Source organism: Erwinia sp. SLM-02 (genome assembly GCF_037450285.1).
GTDB lineage: Bacteria > Pseudomonadota > Gammaproteobacteria > Enterobacterales > Enterobacteriaceae > Erwinia.
In genome coordinates this window covers 2,135,599-2,155,828 of sequence record NZ_JAQISN010000001.1, presented here as the reverse complement: position 1 = coordinate 2,155,828, position 20,230 = coordinate 2,135,599, and the positions used below count along the sequence as shown (strand labels likewise).

Genomic DNA, 20,230 nt, shown 5'->3' with positions numbered 1-20,230 from the left:
TCATCCGGTGATTGCCACGCCCGGCGCAAAACCGCCGGAACTAACGGACAGCGACATGAACAAGTTTAGCGACAGCGCCTCCGGTAGCGCGCTTCCTTTGCCTGCTAACCACGCCATGTTTGATGGCACCATTGCCATGAGCAGCGGTTCGCTGCGGCCCGATAAAGACGAATGGCTTCAGGAGCAGCTGGTCCCGGGGCTGAAGCTGATCGTTGTCGATCGCGGTGAGCTACTGTGCGATCTGCCCGGCTCCGGCAGGCAGCATATTACCGGTCCCTGCGTCTGCGCGGTGTGGAATCAGCAGGAAGGGGAGAGCCGTCAGCGGTTTGAACCCGGCCGCCAGCTGGATTACACCACCGTCGCTTTGACGCCTGCCGCCGTCGCCAGCCATATCGACAGCGAGTTTCAGCAGCAGCTGGAGGACTCTTTCCAGCTCCGGCGATTCAGCGGTCCGCGCCTGCTGGTGCTGGATGCGTCTGCCACCATCAAGTCGCTGCATGCCCAGGTGGCGACCTGCCCGATGCAGGGGCTGTCCAGAGCGCTGTTCCTGTCCGGTAAGGCGCTGGAAATCGTTGCCCATGCGCTGGATACGCTGACTTCGCGACCGCAGCGGGAGTCCGGCGCGCTGCGCCTCTCCAGCGGGGATATCGACAAGCTGCATCTGGCGCGTTCGCTGCTTGCGGATCGGATGCTCAATCCGCCGTCGCTGGCCGAACTGGCCCTGAGCGTGGGGTTTAACACGCGCAAGCTGACCGTGGGTTTCCGCCGTCAGTTCGGTGAAAGCGTCTTCGAATATCTGCAAAATCTGCGTCTGGAGACGGCGTGGCGGATGCTCACCGAAGGTGAGATGAGCGTGTCGACGGCCGCGTACAGCGTGGGTTACACCCCGGCGCATTTTTCCGTCGCCTTCCGCAAAAAATATGGCATTTCGCCAAAATCCCTGCGGGGATAGCTCACCTTTAGCTGATTTTTGCCCATCGACATTCATTTTTCTTGGTGGCGCTAAAATGCCATGCCGCTATGTTTTAACCCTCTGAACGGGATGAAAAATGAGGGGATAACGGTGGCGGGTGGAGAGAGAAGACGTTTAAAAACCCTGGTGGGGGCGAGCAGTGCCATTTATGCCGCGGGCGATAGGCCGGTGACTTACGGCATCGATCGCGCCGTGGCGCTGGCAAAAATAGCCGAGCGCGAGAAAATCACCGGGCTGTTTACCGCCGATCTGCTTCAGAGCGATCCCGCCGGACTGGCGGGGATCACCGGTAGCCAGGATCCGATTGTGGTGCTGGCGGCGTTAAGCCAGGTAACACGGCAGATCGGCCTGATTGCCACGGTGACCACCACTTTTCAGCACCCTTATAACCTCGCCCGACTGATTGGCACCCTTGACCACATCAGCGGCGGTCGTGCGGGCTGGAACGCGGTCACCTCGTCGGTCGGCGAGGAAAATTTTGGCGGCGGTGAACTGCCCTCGCCGGAAAACCGTTACGCGCGGGCGACCGAATTTATTGAAGTGATTAACGCACTGTTCGGCGCCAACGATCCCGCTGCCGTCAGCCGGCTGGCCAGCGGCGGTGCAAAGGTCGATCACACCAGGCTGCATCCGGCGAACTATCGCGGCGATGTCTTCCAGGTGGCCGGGCCGCTGAACGTACCGCCGCCGCCGCAGGGCCGACCGGTGCAGTTTCAGGCCGGTCAGTCCGAAGCGGGCATCACGCTGGGCGCGCGCTATGCCGAGGTCATTTATACCTCGCAGCCGACGCTGTCCGCCGCGCAGGCCTTTGTCAGCGATGTCCGCCAGCGGGCGCAGGGTTTTGAACGACTTACGGCACCGCTGATTATGAACTCATTCCATTCAATCATCGGTGAAAGCCCGGCGGATGTGGCGCGCAGGCTGGAGGAAAAGCACCAGCGCATCGACTATCAGCGCGGGCGACTGCGACTGGCGGATATGCTCGGCGGCAACGTCGATCTGCAGGATCTGCCGCTGGATGAAGCGATTCCGTCGCATCTGCTGCCCGATCTGACCAGCGTTAACCGGCGTCGCGGACGGGCGGAGATTTTCACCCGCTTCGCCCGAGAAGGGCAGACCCTGCGCCAGCTGATTATTGCTGCCGAAGAAACCGGGCACTGGTTTGTCGCCGGAACGCCGGAATCGCTGGCCGATGCCATTGAGGAGCGCTATCGCGCCGGGGTGCTGGATGTGATTTCACTGCACGGTCTGGGGCAGCCGGACCAGCAGGATCTGCTGCTTAACGGCCTGCTGCCGGAGCTGCGTAAAAGACGCCTGCTGGATGAGGACTATCGCGGCGCGGACTTCCGCAGCAGCCTGGAGCTGCCGCCGCTGACAGCGTGGCGCGGCGGTGCGTAGTATTTTGGCATGGTGTTGCGGGTTGCAGAAAAGTCAGCCAGCCAGCACACCCATCTGGAGATCTGCAGTGAAATAAAGCAGCGGGGCAGCGAGTGATATCAGTTCGACACACTTTCCGGCCTCGTGTTTTTTCAGCAAAATGCCGCGGCCACGTTGCGCAGTTCCGCAAGGCCGCTGAGGTTTTTACCCTGCACCAGATCCTGATTGATTTTCAGGATCACGGCTTTCACCACGTCCGATATTTTGCTGAGATTCTGCTGCTGCATCAGGGCAGTCAGTTCTGCCATTTGCCGCTGGCTGATTTTCATCGACAGGCGTTTTGACGCTTTGGCCTGTGCCAGTTCGCTGCTTAACAGTGATTTCAATTCATCCTGAGTATAGCGGCCACTGGCCAGCGCATGCAGATAGTAAAGGATCAGCGTCTTGCTGAACTCCTCGCTCAGTGAATCATCGATCTTTTGCGTCGCGACGTTAAGAATATCCAGAAAGTGCGCAGGAACGCGGACCTCCAGCGGCTGCCGACTTTGATCGAATGCCTGTTTAATCTGCGGCGTGCACTGCGCCGGGACAGAAACGACCTGCTGACAGCCGTTGCAAACGGCAGCAAGAATATTCTTTACCGAACCGCTGCGATCGCTGAAGTCAACGTCGCGCAGCAGATAAGTCGCCGTTGATTTCCCGCAGTGGTGGCACAGGACGCTCCGTGTATCGCCTTCTTTCACAATCTTCATTGATCGTTCTCCTGCTGTTTAACTCTGCGCCGTCGAGGAGGCAGCATATTGCCCGCCGTTTTACGTCCCTGAGTCTCATCGTTGAGTATCCTATTTTGTACGTTATTTGTCGTACTTTCAAGCGGTCTGTAGAAATAATGTTCCTGAAGAAGGGTAAAGGAGAGGGGGACGCGTTTTCGCGTACGTTTTGACATAAATTGTTAATAATCGAGGAAGCTCGCAGCACGGATGCAAAGGGTGCAATTTTCAGGTATTTACCTGGAGCTATATTCCAAAATTAACAGTTCAGGCGGGATTTAAATCTGCAAATTTGAGTAGAATGCTTTCGCTGCGGGATGGTTTAGCTGTATTACTAAAATTAAATTGTTTTGTTATCTTATTTTTTTAGTTAAATTAATGTGTGTTTACTGTAATTCTACGTAAATCTTATTCAGTATTTTCGCAACACATTGAGGGATTATCATGGTTAATAAGCTAACCAGTATAGTCATCGCGATTGTAGGGATCGCCATGCTGTACATGGGAAGTCAGTTGCTGATGGTCGGGGGAACGCCGTTCTACGTCATTATGGCGCTGGGACTGTTGCTGACCGCAGTAACGCTGTTTTTAAACAAAAAAATCGCACTGTCTATTTATGCCGTACTGATGTGGATCGTCCTGGCGTGGATGATCTTTGAAGTTGGCTTTGATAAGTGGCAGTGGATCCCGCGTGGCGACATCATTGGCCTGATTGGTCTGTGGCTGGCGATGCCGTGGGTCGTTCGTCCACTTTATAAAGCCCAGAAGGGCAGCCAGGCGCGCGGTTTCCATCCGTTCCTTGGCACGACGCTGATCCTGATTGTGGCGCTGGTCGTCGGCATGATGTTCTACGATCCGCTACCGAAAGCGGGTGACATCACCAACGAGCGTAAACCGGTGCAGACTGAACTGGCGAAAAATGACTGGTCAGCCTACGGCGGCACTTCCGACGGCCTGCGTTTCTCCCAGTTAAACCAGATCACTAAAGATAACGTGAATAAACTGGACGTGGCCTGGACCTATCACACCGGTGACCTGCGCGATCCGGCTCAGGACGCCAGCGAATACACCTTCGAAGCCACGCCGCTGAAGGTCAACGGTGCGCTCTACCTCTGTACGCCACACAACGAAGTTCACGCGCTGAACCCGGAAACGGGCGAGCTGAAGTGGAAATATCAGCCGGCGAAAGATCCGTCTTATCTGCAGCAGCATCAGACCTGTCGTGGCGTGAGCTATTACGATGGCTCCGCGGCGCAGGCCGATACGACCGCAGCCAGCCCGGCTATCTGCCGTAAACGTATTTTCAACGCCACGACCGACGCACGTCTGGTGGCGCTGGATGCGGATACCGGCAAGCTGTGTGCCGACTTCGGCAACGGCGGCGTGGTGGATCTGCGTGCCAATATGGGGACCATCCGTCCGCACGCGCTGATGCAGACGGCTGCACCGCTGGTGGCGGGTAACCTGGTGATTGTGGGCGGCTCCGTCATGGATAACGGCTACAACAGCGGCAACCCGTCAGGCGTGATCCGTGCGTATGACGTGATGACCGGTCGCCTGGTGTGGAACTTCGATCCGGCTAACCCGGAGCTGACGCAGCCGATTGCGGCCGACGGTACCTATCCGCAGGATACGCCGGTGGCCTGGGGCACGCTGAGCGCCGACCTGAAAAACGGTCTGGTGTATGTGCCGTTCGGTAACGCATCCCCGGATGAGCTGGGTATTGAGCGTAATGCCGACAGCAATACCGAGAAGTTCCGCGACACTCTGGTGGCGCTGGACCTGAAAACCGGTGCGTTCAAATGGCGCTTCCAGTCTTCCAAACACGATCTCTGGGACCGCGATAACCCGTCTCAGCCTTCGCTGCTGGATATCGACTATCAGGGCCAGAAACAGCCTGTGGTGATCCTGCCGACCAAAACCGGCAACCTGTTTGTCCTTAATCGCCTGACCGGCCAGCCGGTTTATCCGATTAATCAGGTGGATGTGTCTACGGAAGGCGGCGTGCCGGGTGAGAAGTTCTCTGCCACTCAGCCGGTGTCAAAACTGAACTTCATCCCGGACCCGCTGACCGAAAAAGCCATGTGGGGCCTGACGCCGTTTGACCAGATGGCCTGCCGCATTGACTTCAAATCGCTGCGCTATGACGGCAACCCATGGACGCCAGCCACCGAAGCCGGTTCGATTGTCTTCCCGGGCAATATCGGCGTGTTCAACTGGGGTTCCGTGGCGGTCGATCCTGAGCGCCAGATCCTTATCGCCTCGCCGGTGCGCCTGGCGTATAAGTACAATCTGATCAAACGTACTTCGGAAACGGCCGATAAGCGCCTGTTCACTAAAGACGGTACGCCGTACTGGAACGAAAACTTCCAGGGTGACTACGCTATCCATATCCAGCAGCTCTCTTCCAGCCTGGGTATTCCGTGTATTGCGCCACCGTGGGGCCGCATGGTGGGTGTGGATCTGACGACCGGCAAAACCGAATGGCTGCGCCGCGTGGGTACCACCAAAAACCTGAACACCAGCTTCCTCCCGGGCCGCTTCCCAATTGGCTTCCCGATGGGCATGGTGGCACACGGTGGTCCGCTGATCACCGCGGGTGATGTGGTGTTCCACGGCGCAACGGCGGATAACTTCTTCCGCGCCTACGACATCAACACCGGTGAACTGCTGTGGCAGACCGAGCTGCCGGCCGGTGGCCAGGCAACGCCGGCGACCTATATGGGCAGCGATAACAAGCAGTACGTGGTTATCGCGGCGGGTGGCCACGGTTCGCTGGGTACCCTGCAGGGTGACAGCGTTGTTGCTTATCGTCTGAAGTAATTTTTTCAGGCAGTATATAAAGGCCCGTACAGGACTGTACGGGCCTTATTTAATTCTAAAAAGAACACGCCGTTTATTGACCTTACCTTCCGGGACGACACCATGTTTAAGACGTTAGCTTTGCCGTTGCTGCTAATCTGTTCGGGTTATGCCAGTGCAGATGAATCGGACTTTCTCAAACCCCGTAACAACGATGCATTCGATAACTATATGCTGCAGGCTGCCCGCTTTGAGGCGGAGCTGTTTAAACACGATAAGCCTTCCGCTTTTGATGCCTACTTTATCGGTCCGCTGAAACCCAGTGATATCAGCGCCGCCTACGAGCGCAACGAGCTGGCCGCGAAGAAAAAGTACACCAATCACAGCATTCGCATTAAAGGTGAGATTAACGCCATCAATGAGAATGCTTTTGGCAATGGCTATATCGTTGCCGTGGATCCTGATTCGCGGAGCCGTATTCTTGAAGGGATCCATCTGCAGATCGATAAAAACGATCCGGTCTATCTGGAGCTGGCTAAAGGCGACAGTATTGATGCCATTTGTCAGGTGGGTACCTATACGCTGGGGATACCGTCAATGAGCAAGTGCTTTCTGACATCGACGGTTTTCCGGCCAGAAGTATTTAAGACTTTTACTCTCAATCTCATTGGCAATCCGTTGCTGAAAGCGAAAACCATCTCTGTTGAAAATATTGCCAATATTAAAGTTCGACCGTTATTGAAGACGTTCATTGTTTACGCTTCAAGTTATAAAGATAACGAAGAAAGGAACGAGTCGGCCTGTCGAAACGATGATGCCACCTGCGAGGCCGCCTTCATGCATAACCTGGAAACGGCAACCAGTCGTTTTCCTGATGCTCATCAACAGGATTTCAACGCGCTTGGTGCGCGCCTGCGTGAGCTGTTACAAAAGTAAGACCGCCGACCGGTCTGCAGCAATCCGCGCTCTGTTCCTGTGTTTCCTTCCTCCCTGGCGATGAAACCGGAATAGTGGCAACGCATTTTCCCACTTGTTGAAATTTTTTGTTGTTGATGACGAAAAATGACGGTTTGCGCTGCATGCTGCATGAGATTTATTATCAATCCATACATTGATACAGCATCTTAAATTTCACGCGGAAGGTAACGATTATGAAAAAGATTGGATTTCTGTCATTTGGCCACTGGACTCCGTCACCGCAGTCCGGAACCCGTTCAGCGGCTGATGCGCTGCTGCAATCCATCGATCTGGCGGTCGCGGCTGAAGAGCTGGGTGCCGACGGTGCCTACTTCCGCGTGCATCACTTTGCCCGTCAGCTGAGCGCACCGTTCCCGCTGCTGGCGGCGGTCGGTGCCAAAACCAAAAAAATTGAAATTGGTACCGGCGTGATCGATATGCGCTATGAAAACCCGCTGTATATGGCGGAGGATGCCGGTGCGGCCGATTTGATCTCCGGCGGACGCCTGCAGCTGGGCATCAGCCGTGGCTCCCCTGAGCAGGTGGTTGACGGCTGGCGCTATTTTGGCTTCCAGCCTGGCGAAGGGGAAACCGAAGCGGATATGGCCCGCCGCCATACCGAAGAGTTTCTGGATGTGCTGCGCGGTGAAGGTTTCGGCAAGCCGAACCCACAGCCGATGTTCCCGAACCCGCCGGGGCTGCTGCGCCTGGAACCTTACGCTGAAGGGCTGCGCGAGCGCATCTGGTGGGGCGCTGGCTCTAACGCCACGGCGGTATGGGCGGCGAAGCTGGGCATGAACCTGCAAAGCTCGACGCTGAAGGACGATGAAACCGGCGAACCGTTCCATATCCAGCAGGCGAAGCAGATCCGCGCCTATCGTGAAGCGTGGAAGGCGGCGGGGCACACCCGCGAACCGCGCGTGTCGGTCAGCCGCAGCATCTTTGCGCTGGTCAATGATATGGACCGTGCCTACTTCGGTAACAGCGGTGCGGAAGGCGATAAAGTCGGCTATCTCGATGAGAAAACCCGGGCGATCTTTGGCCGCAGCTATGCCGCCGAGCCGGACAAGCTGATCAAACTGCTGGAGAAGGATGAGGCGATTGCCGAAGCCGATACGCTGCTGCTGACCGTGCCAAACCAGCTGGGCGTGAACTATAACGTGCACGTAATTGAGTCGATTCTTAAGCACGTTGCGCCGGGTCTGGGCTGGAGAGAGTAAAATTGTCTGCCGGGCTTGCATGTGCCCGGCAGCCAATACACGCTGCTACAGCGTTCAGCGTTCAGCGTTCAGCGTTCAGCGTTCAGCGTTCAGCGTTTGCCATTTCGCCCCGGTCGGAAAATTATTCCGCCGGGGCGATGTTTTATCCCGCCGTTATTTTCCTATCTTCGACAGCATTTCCGGCCGCATAAACTTGTGGATCACCAGCATAAACAGCAGCGACGGCACCAGCAGGATCAGCGCGGTAATCGACGATATCTGATAGTTGCCCGACATGCTGGCGTTAAACAGCAGCAGCGGCAGCGTTGTGATATCCGGCGCACCGACAAAGAAGGTGCCGGTGAACTCATCCAGCGACTCCAGGAAGACAAAAATACTGGCGGCGATAATCCCCGGTGCCGCCTGCGGCAGCACGATATGCCAGAAGGTGTAGACGGGGCCGGCCCCGAGATTACGTGAGGCGCGGGCCAGCAGCGGATCGACGGCGGCAAAGGCGGCCACGCAGATCCACACCGAATACATCAGCCCGTGCATACTGTGCACCAGCACGACGCCCGCAATTGTCCCGTTCAGCCCCCACTGATAGAACAGCCGCGCGATATTCATATATACCGTCAGGTTCGGGAACGCCTGCGGGATCAGGAACAGCAGCATAAACGCCACCCGCAGCGGCATTGCCCGGCGCGACAGCGCATACCCCGCCGGAATGGAAATCAGCAGGCACACCAGCACCGACAGTACGGCAATCAACACGCTGGTCAGCAGTGAACCCGAAACATCGCTGTACGGGCTGAACACCTGATACCAGTATTTCAGCCCCCACTTGCTGGGCAGGCTGTGCGGGAAGAACCAGCTTTCCGCCACCGTCCAGATCAGTAAATTGAGCAGCGGGCCGAGCATAATCAGCAGCATAAACACCAGCAGCAGCGTCTGCAGCGGCAGGCTGAGGCCGAATCTTCTCCGCTTCTTCAGCGGAGTGGCGACGTTGTTCAATACATTCTCTCTCATGATTCACCGCCTTTCTGGCGCAGACTGTGGCGCAGATAAAACCAGGAAAGCGCGCCGCAAATCAGTAGCGACACGACGCCCAGCGCGTTAGCTACGGCGTAGTCACCGTAGGAATTCACCCGGAAGGCCATATCGACGGTGATCATCGTCGGCGTGCCGGTGCCGATCATCATCGGTACGGAAAGCACCGACATCATGGTCACGGTCGACAGCACCAGCGCCACGCCGATCGCCGGCAGCACCTGCGGCAGAATAATGTCGAACAGAATACGCGGGCGGGAAGCGCCCAGATTGCGGGCCGCCAGGATCTGCGACTGCTCCAGCGCGGCCATGGCGCCGCAGATCAGCAGGGTAGCAAACGCCAGCTGCTTCCAGACGAAGGTAATAATAATGCCCTTCCAGCCCAGCCAGGAGACGGTTTCCAGCGGGGTCAGCAGGTCGGCGGAAACCAGCGCGTTATTCATCAGGCCGTTTTTCGCCAGAAAGGTACGCATCATCTGCGCGGCAACGATAAAGGGAATAAACAGCGGCAGGCGGTATAAAAACGCCAGCGTGCGCACAATCGGGCGGCAGGGCGAAAGCGTAATCACCGCCGACAGGGTGATGGAAATCAGCGCCAGCAGCGCAACGGAAATCAGCACGATAATCAGCGTAAACAGAATATCGCTGGAGTAGAGCGAGTAAACCTTATGGAAATGGTCGAGGGTGAATCCCTGCGCATCATGGGTAAAGGCGGCAATCAGCGAAAACCCGAGGGGATAAAGGAACAGCACGGCAATCATCAGCGCCGCCGGGGCGACCAGCAGCAGATAGTTCAGCGAAATACGCATAGCAAACCTGACATCAGCAAGTAAAAAAGCTCAGGGCGGCAGGCCGCACCTGAGCATCAGAAGTCAATCAGTTAGAAACCTGGCTCTCGTAGCCTTCCTTGATATCGTCGAAATACGGCGTGATGGGGAAGCTTTTACCGTATTCCGCCAGCGCCTGCGGCGAGATCTCGGCAAACAGCTTCTGCCACGTGGCCGCATCCAGCTTCGGTTTTACGTGCTCGGCATCAATGCCCGGATACCAGTTAAACTGCTTCACGATGCCTTCCGCCTGGATTTCCGGGCTGGTGGCCAGCTCGATAAACTCGCGCGCCAGCTGCGGCTGCGCCGCTTTTGCCGGGGTGACGTAGTACATCGGCTGCCCCGGCATCCCCGGTGCCAGCAGGGAGAGTTTGATTGACGGCGGCAGTTTGCCCTGATCTTTCCAGCTGTAGAACATATCCACCCATACCGGACCCATGCTGATTTCGCCACGGCTCAGCATGTCCAGCGTACCGGCGTTGCCCGGCGTAAAGGTGACGTTCTTGTTGAAGGCTTTCAGCTTCTGCCAGGCCTCTCCCCAGTTTTTCTCCACGCCTTTATCGTAAGGCAGGGAGGAGAGACGCTGCGCGTCGGTGCCGTAGGCGTAGATCCAGCCCGCGACGAAGCTGACCCCGGACATGCCGTTTTTAATGCCGTTATAGCCGAACGCCTGCGGGTTTTTCGCCGCCCAGGCCACCAGCTCATCGTAGGAGGCCGGTGGCGTTTTCACGGTGTCGCTGTTCCAGGCGATGGCGGTCTGGCTTAAAAACATCGGCATCACGTAGCCGTCCACGTTCACGCCCAGCGCGTTTTTCGCGTTGTCGGCGGTGACCATCGATCCGGTTTTAATCTGCTGGCGATATTTCTCCAGCAGCCCTTTTTCCACCAGTTCGCCACCGGCTTTCTGATGCACCACGGCGACGTCAATATCCCAGGTTTTCGCGCCGCTTTCCTTCTGCGCGGTCAGCTTTTCAATGATTTTGTTCGATCCGGCGTCGCCCGGGCCGGTACCCACCACCTGTACTTTGACGCCCGGATGGGCGGCCTCAAACTTCGGACCCAGCCAGGTTTTCACATAATCCACCATATTCTGATCGCCTGCGGTGGCAACGTTCAGGATGGTGTCGGCCTGTGCGCCGTAGCTGAGTAACAGGGCCACAACGACTGCCGCTTTGGTTTTAATCAACATGCTCTTTCCCCAGGATGAAAACGATGGATTTAACGAACGTGAGATGAAGCGAAAATATGTAAAGCCGTGGCCGGAACGTGCAGCCTGACGGACGAACCTGCCTGCCAGCAGGCACCGGCATCCGCCAGCAGCAGATGATTATTGCAGCGCACGCTGTGGCGATATAAGTTGCCAAGAAACGCACTCTGTTCCACCGTGCCTTCAATAATCAGACCCTGGTCCGGCCTGCTATCGGTTAATTGCCCTATGCCCACGTCCGCGCTGCGGAAATAAATCATCTGCTGCTGACCGGGCGGCAATAAAGAATCCGCTGAAGCATGCAGCGTTATTTGCGGGCAGCGTTGAATGTCGACGCTGGAAATACGATTATCGGCACCCATAAAATCGGCCACGAATGGCGTGGCAGGGCGCTGATAAATATCTTCCGGCGTGCCGATTTGCTCAATGCGGCCCTGATTTAATACGGCGATGCGGTCGGCCATCACCAGCGCTTCCTGCTGGTCGTGGGTGACAATTAATGAGGTAAAGCCGAGCCTTTTTTGCAGCGATTTAATTTCGTGACGCACGTTAAGGCGGACTTTGGCATCCAGATTGGATAACGGTTCGTCCAGCACCAGCACGTCCGGCTCAATGGCCAGCGCCCTGGCCAGCGCCACGCGCTGCCGCTGGCCGCCGGAAAGCTCGGTTACTTTCATCTCTGCCAGACCGACCAGATTGACGATTTGCAGCAGCTCTTCAACCCGGCGATCGATATCTTCGCGCCGCCATTTGCGTAATTTCAGACCGTAGCCGATATTTTTCGCCACCGTCAGATGCGGCCAGAGCGCATAGCTTTGAAATACCATGGTGATATTTCGCTGTTCCGGCGCGCTGTGGGTAATATCTCTGCCGGCAATCGAAATATCGCCGGCATTTACGTTAATAAAACCGCACAGCGCGTTTAATAAGGTGGTTTTCCCACAGCCGGAGGGGCCGAGCAGGGCGATCATTTCCCCTTTCGCGACGGCCAGGTCAATATTATGCAGCACCACTTTTTCCCCGTAGCTGATTTTCAGCCGGGAGATGTTTAAATAACTCATGTCCGTATCCGCAGTCTCTGTTTGCCGGCATTTTTTGGCCTCTGTGAACACGTGTTCATCTCGGTGTAAAAAAAATGCAATGTTGGCTCGACATTATGTGAGCCTACTTTGTCGTGTCATTGTGACAATTTAATTAAGGGCGAAAACTTTTTTGCGAGGGAAGCCGTTTTGACATCGTCGTTACGTAAGCAGAGCGTTACCGCCCAGGATGTTGCCCGCCTCGCCGGCGTTTCGCGCGCGGTGGTTTCCCGCGCGTTGAGCAACAACGGCAGCATCTCGCCGGAGGCCCGCGAGCGGGTGCTGCGCGCGGCGGAAGAGCTGGGCTATCAGGTGAATTTCCTGGCTCAGGGCCTGAACCGGCGGCGCAGCCATCTGATCGGGGTGATTGTTTCACGCATTGGCGACCCCTTCCGCAGCAGCCTGCTGGACGGGCTGCTGAGCGAAATTCAGCGCAGAGGCTTTCAGGCGCTGGTGGCCGAAATCCGCAGCGAAGCGGATCTGGCGGAAACGCTGCGCCGCTTCACCCAGTTCCGCGTCTCCGGGGTGATTGTCACCTCCGGCAAGCCGCCGGAGGCGCTGGTCAATGAGTGCGTGGAACAGCAGATCCCGGTGGTCGGCATTAACCGCCAGCCGGATATCCCGTTTGTGGACTACGTCTGTTCGGATAACGCCGCAGGCGCAGTGCTGGCGGCGGAACAGCTGTATCGGGCCGGATGTCGACGCTTTGGCTGGCTGAACAATCAGGACTCCACCTGGGCGGGCAGAATGCGCGGCGAAGCGTTCAGGCTGGCGCTTGTCGACCTGGGGATTGATACCGAACGCGATCTGCTGCCCCTGATGGCGCCGGAAGAGGGCTATGACGGCGGGCTGCAGGCTGCTGCCGGGCAGGTGCCTTCCTCACTGGGAGTCTTTTGCGCCAACGCGCAGCTGGCGCTGGGTTTCCTCGACGGCATGAAGCAGCAGGGCCGGCAGGCACCGGAGGATTTTCAGCTGATCGGCTTTGATAACACGCCGCAGACCGCGCAGTACAGCTATCAGCTCTCCACGCTGCATCAGGACGTCGCTGAAATTGCCCGCCAGGCCTTAACCTGCCTGCTGGAGCGGGCCGGCGATCCGCAGCGACCTTCACGCACAACCTGGGTGAAGGTGGTACTCATTCATCGGCGCACGTCGCCATCAATTCTATAAGGGTAAGGCATGACGGAAGAGCAGCAGCAGTCACTGTGTACGTTGATTCGGCAACTGGGAAAGCAGGCGCAGGCGCTGCGCGACGCGGGCCTGAAGGTGGATAAAAAAGCCCGCCAGGATTTCGTTTCTCATGCGGATCTGTTTGTGGAAGAGGAAATCAAGGGCTGGCTGCAGGCGCACCGGCCTGAAGACGGCTTTCTGGGCGAAGAGAGCGGCCTGCAGGGCGGAGAGCAGGGGATCTGGGTCATCGACCCGATTGACGGCACCACGAACTTTATTCTGGGCATGGATTACTGGTGCATCTCGCTGGCCTACGTCAGTAAGAACACCCTGGAGATCGGCATTATTTATGCCCCGGATCGCGATGAGTTTTTCTTTGCCTGTCGCGGTCAGGGCGCGTTCCTGAATGACAAACGGCTCAGGCTGCGCGAACCCGATGCGGAAGCGGTGGTCGTTGGCCTGGGCCGTTCCAGCCGCGCGCCGGTGGAAAGCTACGCCCGCACCGTTGAGGTCCTGCTGAATGCCGGTATCGAGTATCGCCGCTTCGGTGCGGGGGCGCTGATGCTGGCACACGTTGCCGCCGGACAGGTGCATGCCTATTACGAAGAGCATATGAACAGCTGGGATGCGCTGGCCGGGATGCTGCTGATTAACGAGGCGGGCGGCAGAAGCAACGCGTTCCTGGCGGAAAACGGCCTGCTGAACGGCAATCTGGTCCTGTCGGGCTGTGCTGAGGTGCAGCAGCGGTTGGCCGCGCTGCTGCATACCGGTTAATCAGCCGTCGACGGTTTATCGCCAGTTAACGGCATCAGCCGTGAGGGTAGCGCTGAAACGCTGGCTGCGCTTCAAAGCGATCGCTGACGCGCTGGATGAGGGGATATTCAGCGGCAGCCACCACCTCAGGGATCATCCGCTGAATAAAGGTCCATACCACCGTACTGCTCACCGCCACCTGATCGGCTTTATCGCCAGGCGGACGGCTTTCCAGCGCACCCTCCCACGCCCGGCAGGCGGCCAGCAGCTGCCGGGTAACTCGCTCAATCCACGGCTGATGCTGCTTTTCCGCCGGGCGCAGCCGGTGTTCGTAAACGTACTGTACGGCTTTTTCGCTGGCGGCCAGAATGAAACCGAGCAGCTGCAGATCTTCCGCCAGCGCCAGCGGCTGCTGCGGCAGCAGGGTGTGCGAGGCGTCAGCAACGGATTCGAAATAGTTAAGAATAAGCGTGGAGTCCATCAGCAGGGTGCCATCATCCAGCACCAGCGTCGGCGCTTTCACCACCGGATTCTGCTGTGAAAACGCGTCAAAGGTGCTGAACACCGACAGCGGCTGGCTTTCAAATTCTATGCCGTACAGGGTCAGAGAAACGGCGACGCGCCGCACATAGGGGGAATCCATCATGCCAATCAGTTTCATTACCGCTCCAGAATCAGGCCATTTTGTCTGCACCTAACTTAGCGCAAATCATCCCGGGCGAGAATCAGTGGTTTCTAACGCCTCTGGTCAGTTTTGGTAACAACAGCACTGCGGGAGACAGGGCGATAACCTGTTGAAAATGCGGGGCACATGCTAACTTAGCTCGGTTGCCGGATGATAATGCAGGAGTCACCGATGTCAGGTTTTCCCCCGATGGCCAGTTTACGCAGTCTTGAAGCCGTCGCCCGCTTGGGCAGCGTGACCCGGGCGGCAAAAGAGCTTTGCGTCACGCACTCGGCTATCAGCCAGCAGATCAAACAGCTTGAAGATCTGATCGGCGTGAAGCTGTTTATCCGTCACGGGCGTGGATTACAAATAAACGAAGAGGGGCGGCTGTATGCGCTGCATATCCGCGACGCCCTGGGCCGCATTGGTGAAGCCACCCGGCTGGTGCAGGTGAATCCGCGCCGGGCGGTGCTGACCATCGCCACCGTGCCGTCGTTTGGCAGCCACTGGCTGACGCCGAGGCTGGATCGCTTTCGACAGCGGCATCCGCACATTACCCTGCGTCTGACGGTGAGCCTGACCGTTAACGATCTCGCGGAGCACCCCAGCGATATTGCGATCCGTATGGGCAACGGCGACTGGCCGGGCGTGGAGTGCCAGTATCTGTTTGGCGATGAGCTGATTGTGGTGGCTTCGCCCGCGTTTAACGGGGGGCGGCTGCCCGCCACGCCGGGCGAAGTGGCGGAGAGCCGGATTATCTTCTCGTCGGAATCGTGGAAAGAGTGGTGCAGCAGTGCCGGGCTGGGCAGTGAGATCCTGCCTGCGGGGCTGTGTATTAATGATTCTAATCTGGTGCTGGAGGCCGTGCGGCGCGGGCAGGGTATTGCGCTGGAGCGGCGATCGCTGGTGCAGGATGCGCTGCTGCGCGGCGAACTGGTGCAGGTGACCCGCTATAGTGCGGCTTATCCCTGGTCTTACTGGCGGGTTACGCCACTGCACGCTGAGAAACCGGCGGAGGTGGCGCTGTTCAATGCCTGGCTGGAGGAAGAAGTGGCCGCGTGGCAGCTTCAGCAGCAACAATTCCCGGCTTATTGTGAGCAAGATCCGTCAGGCTGACCGCCCGCTGGCTGTGGAATAGTGGTTGCTCAAGGAGAATGTGATGCCAGACGACAAAATCGAAGAATATCGCCGCCGCTTTGACGGGGTGTTTGCCTATATTGAGCACCATCTTGACGATGTGCTGCTGCTTGAAAAGTTGAGCGCGGTGGCGCATTTTTCGCCGTATCACTTTCACCGGCAGTTCACCGCCTGCTGTGGGGTGACTCCGTGGCGATATATTCAGCTGATGCGGCTGAAACATGCTTCGTACCGCCTTGCATTTAACTCAGCGGAAAAAATCACTGAGATAGCGCTGGATGCGGGCTTCCAGCATTCGGAGTCGTTCAGCCGGGCGTTTAAGCAGATGTTCGGCATGACCCCGAGTGAATTTCGCCTGCAGCCTGCCTGGGTAACCTGGCACCAGCGCATGCCACAGCTAAACCTGAGACGGAGAGAGAAAATGCCCGTTGAAATTAAAACATTTCCGGCAACGCCGATCGCCATGCTGACCCATCGAGGGCAGCACGAGCGTATTAACGAAACGGCGGCGCGCTTTATTGCGTGGCGCAAAACTACCGGGCTGTCGCCGGTACTGACCAGCCAGACGTTCGGTATTGCGCCGGACGATCCGGCCACCACCGAGCCGCAGGTATTTGAGTTTCATATCTGCGGGTCGGTCATCGAGCCGATCCCGGAAGATAACCCGTTTGGCGTGGTGAACGGCTTCATCCCCGGCGGGCGCTGTGCGGTGCTGCGCCACTGTGGATCGCACGATGAGCTGACCGGGCTGGCCCAGCAGCTTTATCGCGACTGGCTGCCCGCCAGCGGCGAGGAGCTGCGCGATTTCCCGATGTATATGCACTATATGAACTTTGTGCATGAGGTGCCGGAGCACGAGCTGATAACCGATATTTATCTGCCGCTGAAGACGTTGTAGCAAAGAAAAACGTCGCGGGATTGAATGCGATGCTGGTGCTGGTGCTGGTGCTAAGCGGAGCATTGAGCCAGCCTTAACAGGTAAGAGAGAAGAATGCCCCGCCGCTTAACGCGGCGGGGCACGGCATCTCAGTTAAAGCGCTGGGCGACAGACGCCACGCGCTCACCGAATTTGACGGCCGTTTCCAGATCGCCGGAGGCAATCTTATCTGCGCCCGCGTCGGAAGGGGACTGCACCAGCAGGCCCACGGAGCCGCCGAGGTTGTTAACGTCCTCACGGGTTGATGCCAGGGTATTGGCCGGCGGGAAGCCGAGGCTGACCCAGATGCCGCCGTGCTGCGAAGCCAGCGTTTGCAGGTACTGCAGGGAAACCTGCTTGTCACCGTTCAGGCTGGCGCTGTTGCTGAAACCGGCAAAGATTTTGTCCTGCCAGCCGCGGGTGAACCAGATTTTGGACGAGGCATCGGCGAACTTTTTGAACTGCCACGGCACGCTGCCCATATAGGTCGGTGCGCCAAAGATAATCGCTTTGGCCTCGTTCAGTTTCTGCCAGTCGCTTTCCGGGATATCACCATTCTGATCGACGGCAATCAGCTCTGCCTGCGCGCCCGCGGCCACTTTCTCTGCCACCAGTTTGGTGTGTCCGTATCCCGAAAAATAAACCACCGCAATACTCATGATAAATCCCCTTAATTAACCATCGTTATTCCATCCGGCCCGCGAGCGTTATTGCCCTGACCAGAAACCTCATCCACAACCGATATCGTTCAGCGCATCTGCGTATGCCAGCTTTGCAATTTTTCGCGCCTTAGTATCCAATAGAAACTACGTGCAAGTTATATCAGCGTTATTGTGAGCGCGAAAGAAGGCACCTTATCGCTACTACGTTTCCCAGAGGAAACCTGCATGAAGAGAATAAGCATATGAATAAAGAGCATTTAGACTGGAATGTGTACAGCAATCAGTGCCCCACCCGCGAGGTGCTGGCCAGGCTGGCCGATAAATGGGCGCTGCTGATTCTTGGCCGCCTGGAAAGTGGCCCGGTGCGCTTTAATAGCCTGCGCCGCGACGTGCAGGGTATTTCGCAGAAGGTGTTAACCCAGACTTTACGCAAGCTGGAGCGCGACGGCCTGGTCGCCCGTCAGGTGTTCGCTACCGTGCCGGTGACGGTGGAATACAGCATCACTCCGCTGGGGCAGACGCTGACACAAACCGTCTCCGTGCTGATGCACTGGGCGGAGAAGAATATGGAGGCGGTGCTGGCGGCGCAGGCGGCTTATGATGCGGCGAACGTGGCTTGACTAACCGGCAGCCGCAAACGGCAGTGGGTCAACTGGCTCTACTAATACTGGCGAGGCACTACGGAACGCTTGTTGATAAGAAAATTTTTGCACTGATTGTAAGCAAAGAACTGGTGGAGATTTGCCATGACGACGAAAAATAAATTTAAAAGCCCGGCATTCGAAGCAATCCACAGTGCAGCGGCAGGATTATTCAGCGTGGATGCTATCCCTGCAGAAACGATGCGCAGCTTTGATAAGACCTGTCTGAGTGAAGTTGAAAACTTTCAACCAACTGAAATAAAAGCACTTCGTGAGAAGTTTAACGTCAGTCAGCCCGTTTTCGCCAGATATCTGAACACCAGCGTTTCCACAGTGCAAAAATGGGAAAGTGGGGTAAAACGCCCCGGCGGACTGTCGTTAAAATTACTGAGAGTGGTCCAGAAGCATGGGCTGGAAGTGCTGATCTGATTTAAATTTATACAGGTAACTGTATTTCCGGCATCCATCTGCTGCCCATGATGTCGGCAAGCGTATTCAGATTACCGCCGATCGCACGTCCTTCGATTTTGCCCGTTCCCAAAAAGCGACAGGTGTTCTCGTAAAGTTTTTAAAGCCATATCGGGTTATCCTTTCCTGATTACAGTGGCGTTACGCCTTCCACTTCGTGCTGGAAAACGTAGGGATCGGACAGCAGCTCAAAGGCTTCATCGTCCGGATAGGTGACGGCGACGTGGTAATCATCACCGGCAAAGGCTTTCACCGCAGCAAGATCCTGCCAGTATGTCGCCAGAAAAAAATGTTCCCAGTCTGCCTGTGTTTCCCGGCGCACCAGCGCGCCCCGGTTACCCTCCACGCTTTTAGAATGTTCCACGCCGGTTTTTTCAAGGTGCCGAGCAAAACCCTCCGCGTGTTTCAGCGGCACGCAGCCGTGCCATGTCCGGACAATCATCCGCATTTCCTTTTATGGTCAGTGAGATTTTCATACTATCGTAAAAAACAGGTTACCGTTGCCAGTGCCTGCTGAATTTGGCTCAGGCCCATGCAGCCCAGACCGAGTGCGGAGACTTCAAGCCCGGAACGACCAGGCAACGTTTTTCATCACGTAACACCTTATCTGTCAGGATGTTAAACATCGAGTTTACGGCCGGTCAGCCATTCAATTCTCGCCGGGTCGCGGTGTGAGAAGAAGGCGCTGGTGGCGGTATCCAGCGCGGTAATCTGCTGCATATCCTGCGGGCTGAGCGCGAAGTCGAGGATGTCTGTATTCTCGGCCATCCGCGCCTTGCTGACGGTCTTGGCCAGCGAAACGATCCCGCGCTGGAAGATCCAGCGCAGCACAACCTGGCCCACGCTTTTGCCGTACTGCGCACCGATGGCGGTTAACAGCGGATGCTGGAACAGACCGTTTCGCCCTTCGGCAAAGGGCGCCCAGGCTTCAGGCTGGATCCCACGGCTCTGCATCCAGGGTACCGGGTGCAGCTGCTGGTTGAAGGGATTAACTTCAATCTGGTTAACGGCGGGCACGATGGCGTTAAAGGCAATCAGGTCGGCAAGCCGGTCCGGATGAAAGTTGCTGACGCCGATCGCCCGGATTTTCCCTGCCCGATGCAGCTCTTCCATCGCCCGCCAGGCGCCATGGACGTCGCCATACGGCTGATGAATCAGATAGAGGTCAACATAGTCCAGCTGCAGCCGATTCAGCGAGCGTTCAAACTGGGCTTTCGCGCCCTCATAGCTGGCGTCCTGCAGCCACAGTTTGGTGGTAACGAACAGCTCGTCGCGGGCGATGCCGCTCTGTTTAAGGGCATTCCCCACCTGGGTTTCATTCTGATAGGACGCGGCGGTATCAATAAGGCGATAGCCAACATCAAGCGCATCAATCACGGCGCGCTCGCATTCTGCGGCGTCCGTCATCTGGAATACGCCAAAGCCCAGCAGGGGCATCTCAATGCCGTTGTTCAGTGTTACGTTGTGCATTACGTCATCCCTCAGCGGTGGTGAGTGGAAAGCATACTCCGACGTGATTGGTATGATTAGAGGGGGTAATTCGCTAGGGTTTATGATGTTAAATCATAAATAATC

20 protein-coding genes are annotated in these 20,230 nt (G+C 57.0%); 11 read left to right on the top strand and 9 right to left on the bottom strand.

Going from position 1 to position 20,230, the window contains the following annotated elements:
• Window positions 1-55 precede the first annotated feature (55 nt).
• On the top strand, window positions 56-952 hold the full coding sequence (locus PGH32_RS10100) for a helix-turn-helix transcriptional regulator (protein WP_337893931.1): 897 nt from the start codon (window positions 56-58) through the stop codon (window positions 950-952).
• A 111-nt stretch (window positions 953-1,063) separates the two neighbouring features.
• Complete coding sequence (locus PGH32_RS10095; RefSeq protein WP_337893930.1) at window positions 1,064-2,371, top strand: NtaA/DmoA family FMN-dependent monooxygenase; 1,308 nt, start codon at window positions 1,064-1,066, stop codon at window positions 2,369-2,371.
• Window positions 2,372-2,502: 131 nt separating this feature from the next.
• Here the strand turns inward: PGH32_RS10095 and PGH32_RS10090 are convergent, their stop codons facing one another.
• Complete coding sequence (locus PGH32_RS10090; protein WP_337893929.1) at window positions 2,503-3,102, bottom strand: hypothetical protein; 600 nt, start codon at window positions 3,100-3,102, stop codon at window positions 2,503-2,505.
• A 462-nt stretch (window positions 3,103-3,564) separates the two neighbouring features.
• Here PGH32_RS10090 and PGH32_RS10085 point away from each other — a divergent pair, with 462 nt between their 5' ends.
• The 3 genes from PGH32_RS10085 (at window position 3,565) to PGH32_RS10075 (ending at window position 8,099) form a co-directional block, all read left to right on the top strand.
• The gene (locus tag PGH32_RS10085) at window positions 3,565-5,943 is read left to right on the top strand and encodes a membrane-bound PQQ-dependent dehydrogenase, glucose/quinate/shikimate family (RefSeq protein WP_337893928.1); all 2,379 of its coding nucleotides are present in this window, start codon (window positions 3,565-3,567) and stop codon (window positions 5,941-5,943) included.
• 102 nt (window positions 5,944-6,045) lie between these two features.
• The gene (locus PGH32_RS10080) at window positions 6,046-6,858 is read left to right on the top strand and encodes a hypothetical protein (protein WP_337893927.1); all 813 of its coding nucleotides are present in this window, start codon (window positions 6,046-6,048) and stop codon (window positions 6,856-6,858) included.
• Between the two features lie 215 nt (window positions 6,859-7,073).
• Window positions 7,074-8,099, top strand: a complete 1,026-nt coding sequence (locus PGH32_RS10075) for an LLM class flavin-dependent oxidoreductase (RefSeq protein WP_337893926.1) — start codon at window positions 7,074-7,076, stop codon at window positions 8,097-8,099.
• Between the two features lie 153 nt (window positions 8,100-8,252).
• Here PGH32_RS10075 and PGH32_RS10070 read toward each other — a convergent pair whose 3' ends face one another.
• The 4 genes from PGH32_RS10070 to PGH32_RS10055 all read right to left on the bottom strand — a co-directional run bounded on the left by PGH32_RS10070 (window position 8,253) and on the right by PGH32_RS10055 (window position 12,223).
• Window positions 8,253-9,011: an ABC transporter permease gene (locus PGH32_RS10070; RefSeq protein ID WP_443112772.1), complete on the bottom strand. Its 759-nt coding sequence runs from the start codon at window positions 9,009-9,011 to the stop codon at window positions 8,253-8,255.
• Window positions 9,012-9,103: 92 nt separating this feature from the next.
• Complete coding sequence (locus PGH32_RS10065) at window positions 9,104-9,937, bottom strand: ABC transporter permease (RefSeq protein ID WP_314423504.1); 834 nt, start codon at window positions 9,935-9,937, stop codon at window positions 9,104-9,106.
• 67 nt (window positions 9,938-10,004) lie between these two features.
• On the bottom strand, window positions 10,005-11,144 hold the full coding sequence (locus PGH32_RS10060) for an ABC transporter substrate-binding protein (protein WP_337893924.1): 1,140 nt from the start codon (window positions 11,142-11,144) through the stop codon (window positions 10,005-10,007).
• A 29-nt stretch (window positions 11,145-11,173) separates the two neighbouring features.
• Window positions 11,174-12,223: an ABC transporter ATP-binding protein gene (locus tag PGH32_RS10055; protein WP_337893923.1), complete on the bottom strand. Its 1,050-nt coding sequence runs from the start codon at window positions 12,221-12,223 to the stop codon at window positions 11,174-11,176.
• A gap of 168 nt (window positions 12,224-12,391) precedes the next feature.
• On the opposite strand from PGH32_RS10055, the gene PGH32_RS10050 reads away from it, so the two are divergent.
• On the top strand, window positions 12,392-13,411 hold the full coding sequence (locus PGH32_RS10050; protein ID WP_337893922.1) for a LacI family DNA-binding transcriptional regulator: 1,020 nt from the start codon (window positions 12,392-12,394) through the stop codon (window positions 13,409-13,411).
• A gap of 9 nt (window positions 13,412-13,420) precedes the next feature.
• Window positions 13,421-14,185 carry an inositol monophosphatase family protein gene (locus PGH32_RS10045; RefSeq protein WP_337893921.1) on the top strand — a complete coding sequence of 255 codons (765 nt, stop codon included), beginning with the start codon at window positions 13,421-13,423 and terminating at the stop codon, window positions 14,183-14,185.
• Window positions 14,186-14,219: 34 nt separating this feature from the next.
• Here the strand turns inward: PGH32_RS10045 and PGH32_RS10040 are convergent, their stop codons facing one another.
• The gene (locus tag PGH32_RS10040) at window positions 14,220-14,825 is read right to left on the bottom strand and encodes a glutathione S-transferase family protein (protein ID WP_337893920.1); all 606 of its coding nucleotides are present in this window, start codon (window positions 14,823-14,825) and stop codon (window positions 14,220-14,222) included.
• Window positions 14,826-15,020: 195 nt separating this feature from the next.
• Between PGH32_RS10040 and PGH32_RS10035 the strand changes: the two genes are divergently transcribed.
• Both PGH32_RS10035 and PGH32_RS10030 read left to right on the top strand, forming a co-directional pair.
• A complete protein-coding gene (locus tag PGH32_RS10035; RefSeq protein ID WP_337893919.1) occupies window positions 15,021-15,947 on the top strand; it encodes a LysR substrate-binding domain-containing protein in 927 nt (308 codons plus the stop codon).
• A 43-nt stretch (window positions 15,948-15,990) separates the two neighbouring features.
• Complete coding sequence (locus tag PGH32_RS10030; RefSeq protein ID WP_337893918.1) at window positions 15,991-16,866, top strand: AraC family transcriptional regulator; 876 nt, start codon at window positions 15,991-15,993, stop codon at window positions 16,864-16,866.
• A 128-nt stretch (window positions 16,867-16,994) separates the two neighbouring features.
• On the opposite strand, the gene PGH32_RS10025 is transcribed toward PGH32_RS10030, so the two are convergent.
• A complete protein-coding gene (locus PGH32_RS10025) occupies window positions 16,995-17,543 on the bottom strand; it encodes a flavodoxin family protein (RefSeq protein ID WP_443112750.1) in 549 nt (182 codons plus the stop codon).
• Between the two features lie 245 nt (window positions 17,544-17,788).
• On the opposite strand from PGH32_RS10025, the gene PGH32_RS10020 reads away from it, so the two are divergent.
• Both PGH32_RS10020 and PGH32_RS10015 read left to right on the top strand, forming a co-directional pair.
• The gene (locus PGH32_RS10020) at window positions 17,789-18,166 is read left to right on the top strand and encodes a winged helix-turn-helix transcriptional regulator (RefSeq protein ID WP_337893917.1); all 378 of its coding nucleotides are present in this window, start codon (window positions 17,789-17,791) and stop codon (window positions 18,164-18,166) included.
• Between the two features lie 126 nt (window positions 18,167-18,292).
• The gene (locus PGH32_RS10015) at window positions 18,293-18,616 is read left to right on the top strand and encodes a helix-turn-helix domain-containing protein (protein ID WP_337893916.1); all 324 of its coding nucleotides are present in this window, start codon (window positions 18,293-18,295) and stop codon (window positions 18,614-18,616) included.
• A gap of 169 nt (window positions 18,617-18,785) precedes the next feature.
• Here the strand turns inward: PGH32_RS10015 and PGH32_RS10005 are convergent, their stop codons facing one another.
• The gene (locus PGH32_RS10005) at window positions 18,786-19,097 is read right to left on the bottom strand and encodes a hypothetical protein (protein ID WP_314423476.1); all 312 of its coding nucleotides are present in this window, start codon (window positions 19,095-19,097) and stop codon (window positions 18,786-18,788) included.
• Window positions 19,098-19,273: 176 nt separating this feature from the next.
• Complete coding sequence (locus PGH32_RS10000) at window positions 19,274-20,125, bottom strand: aldo/keto reductase (RefSeq protein ID WP_337893915.1); 852 nt, start codon at window positions 20,123-20,125, stop codon at window positions 19,274-19,276.
• Window positions 20,126-20,230: the final 105 nt, after the last annotated feature.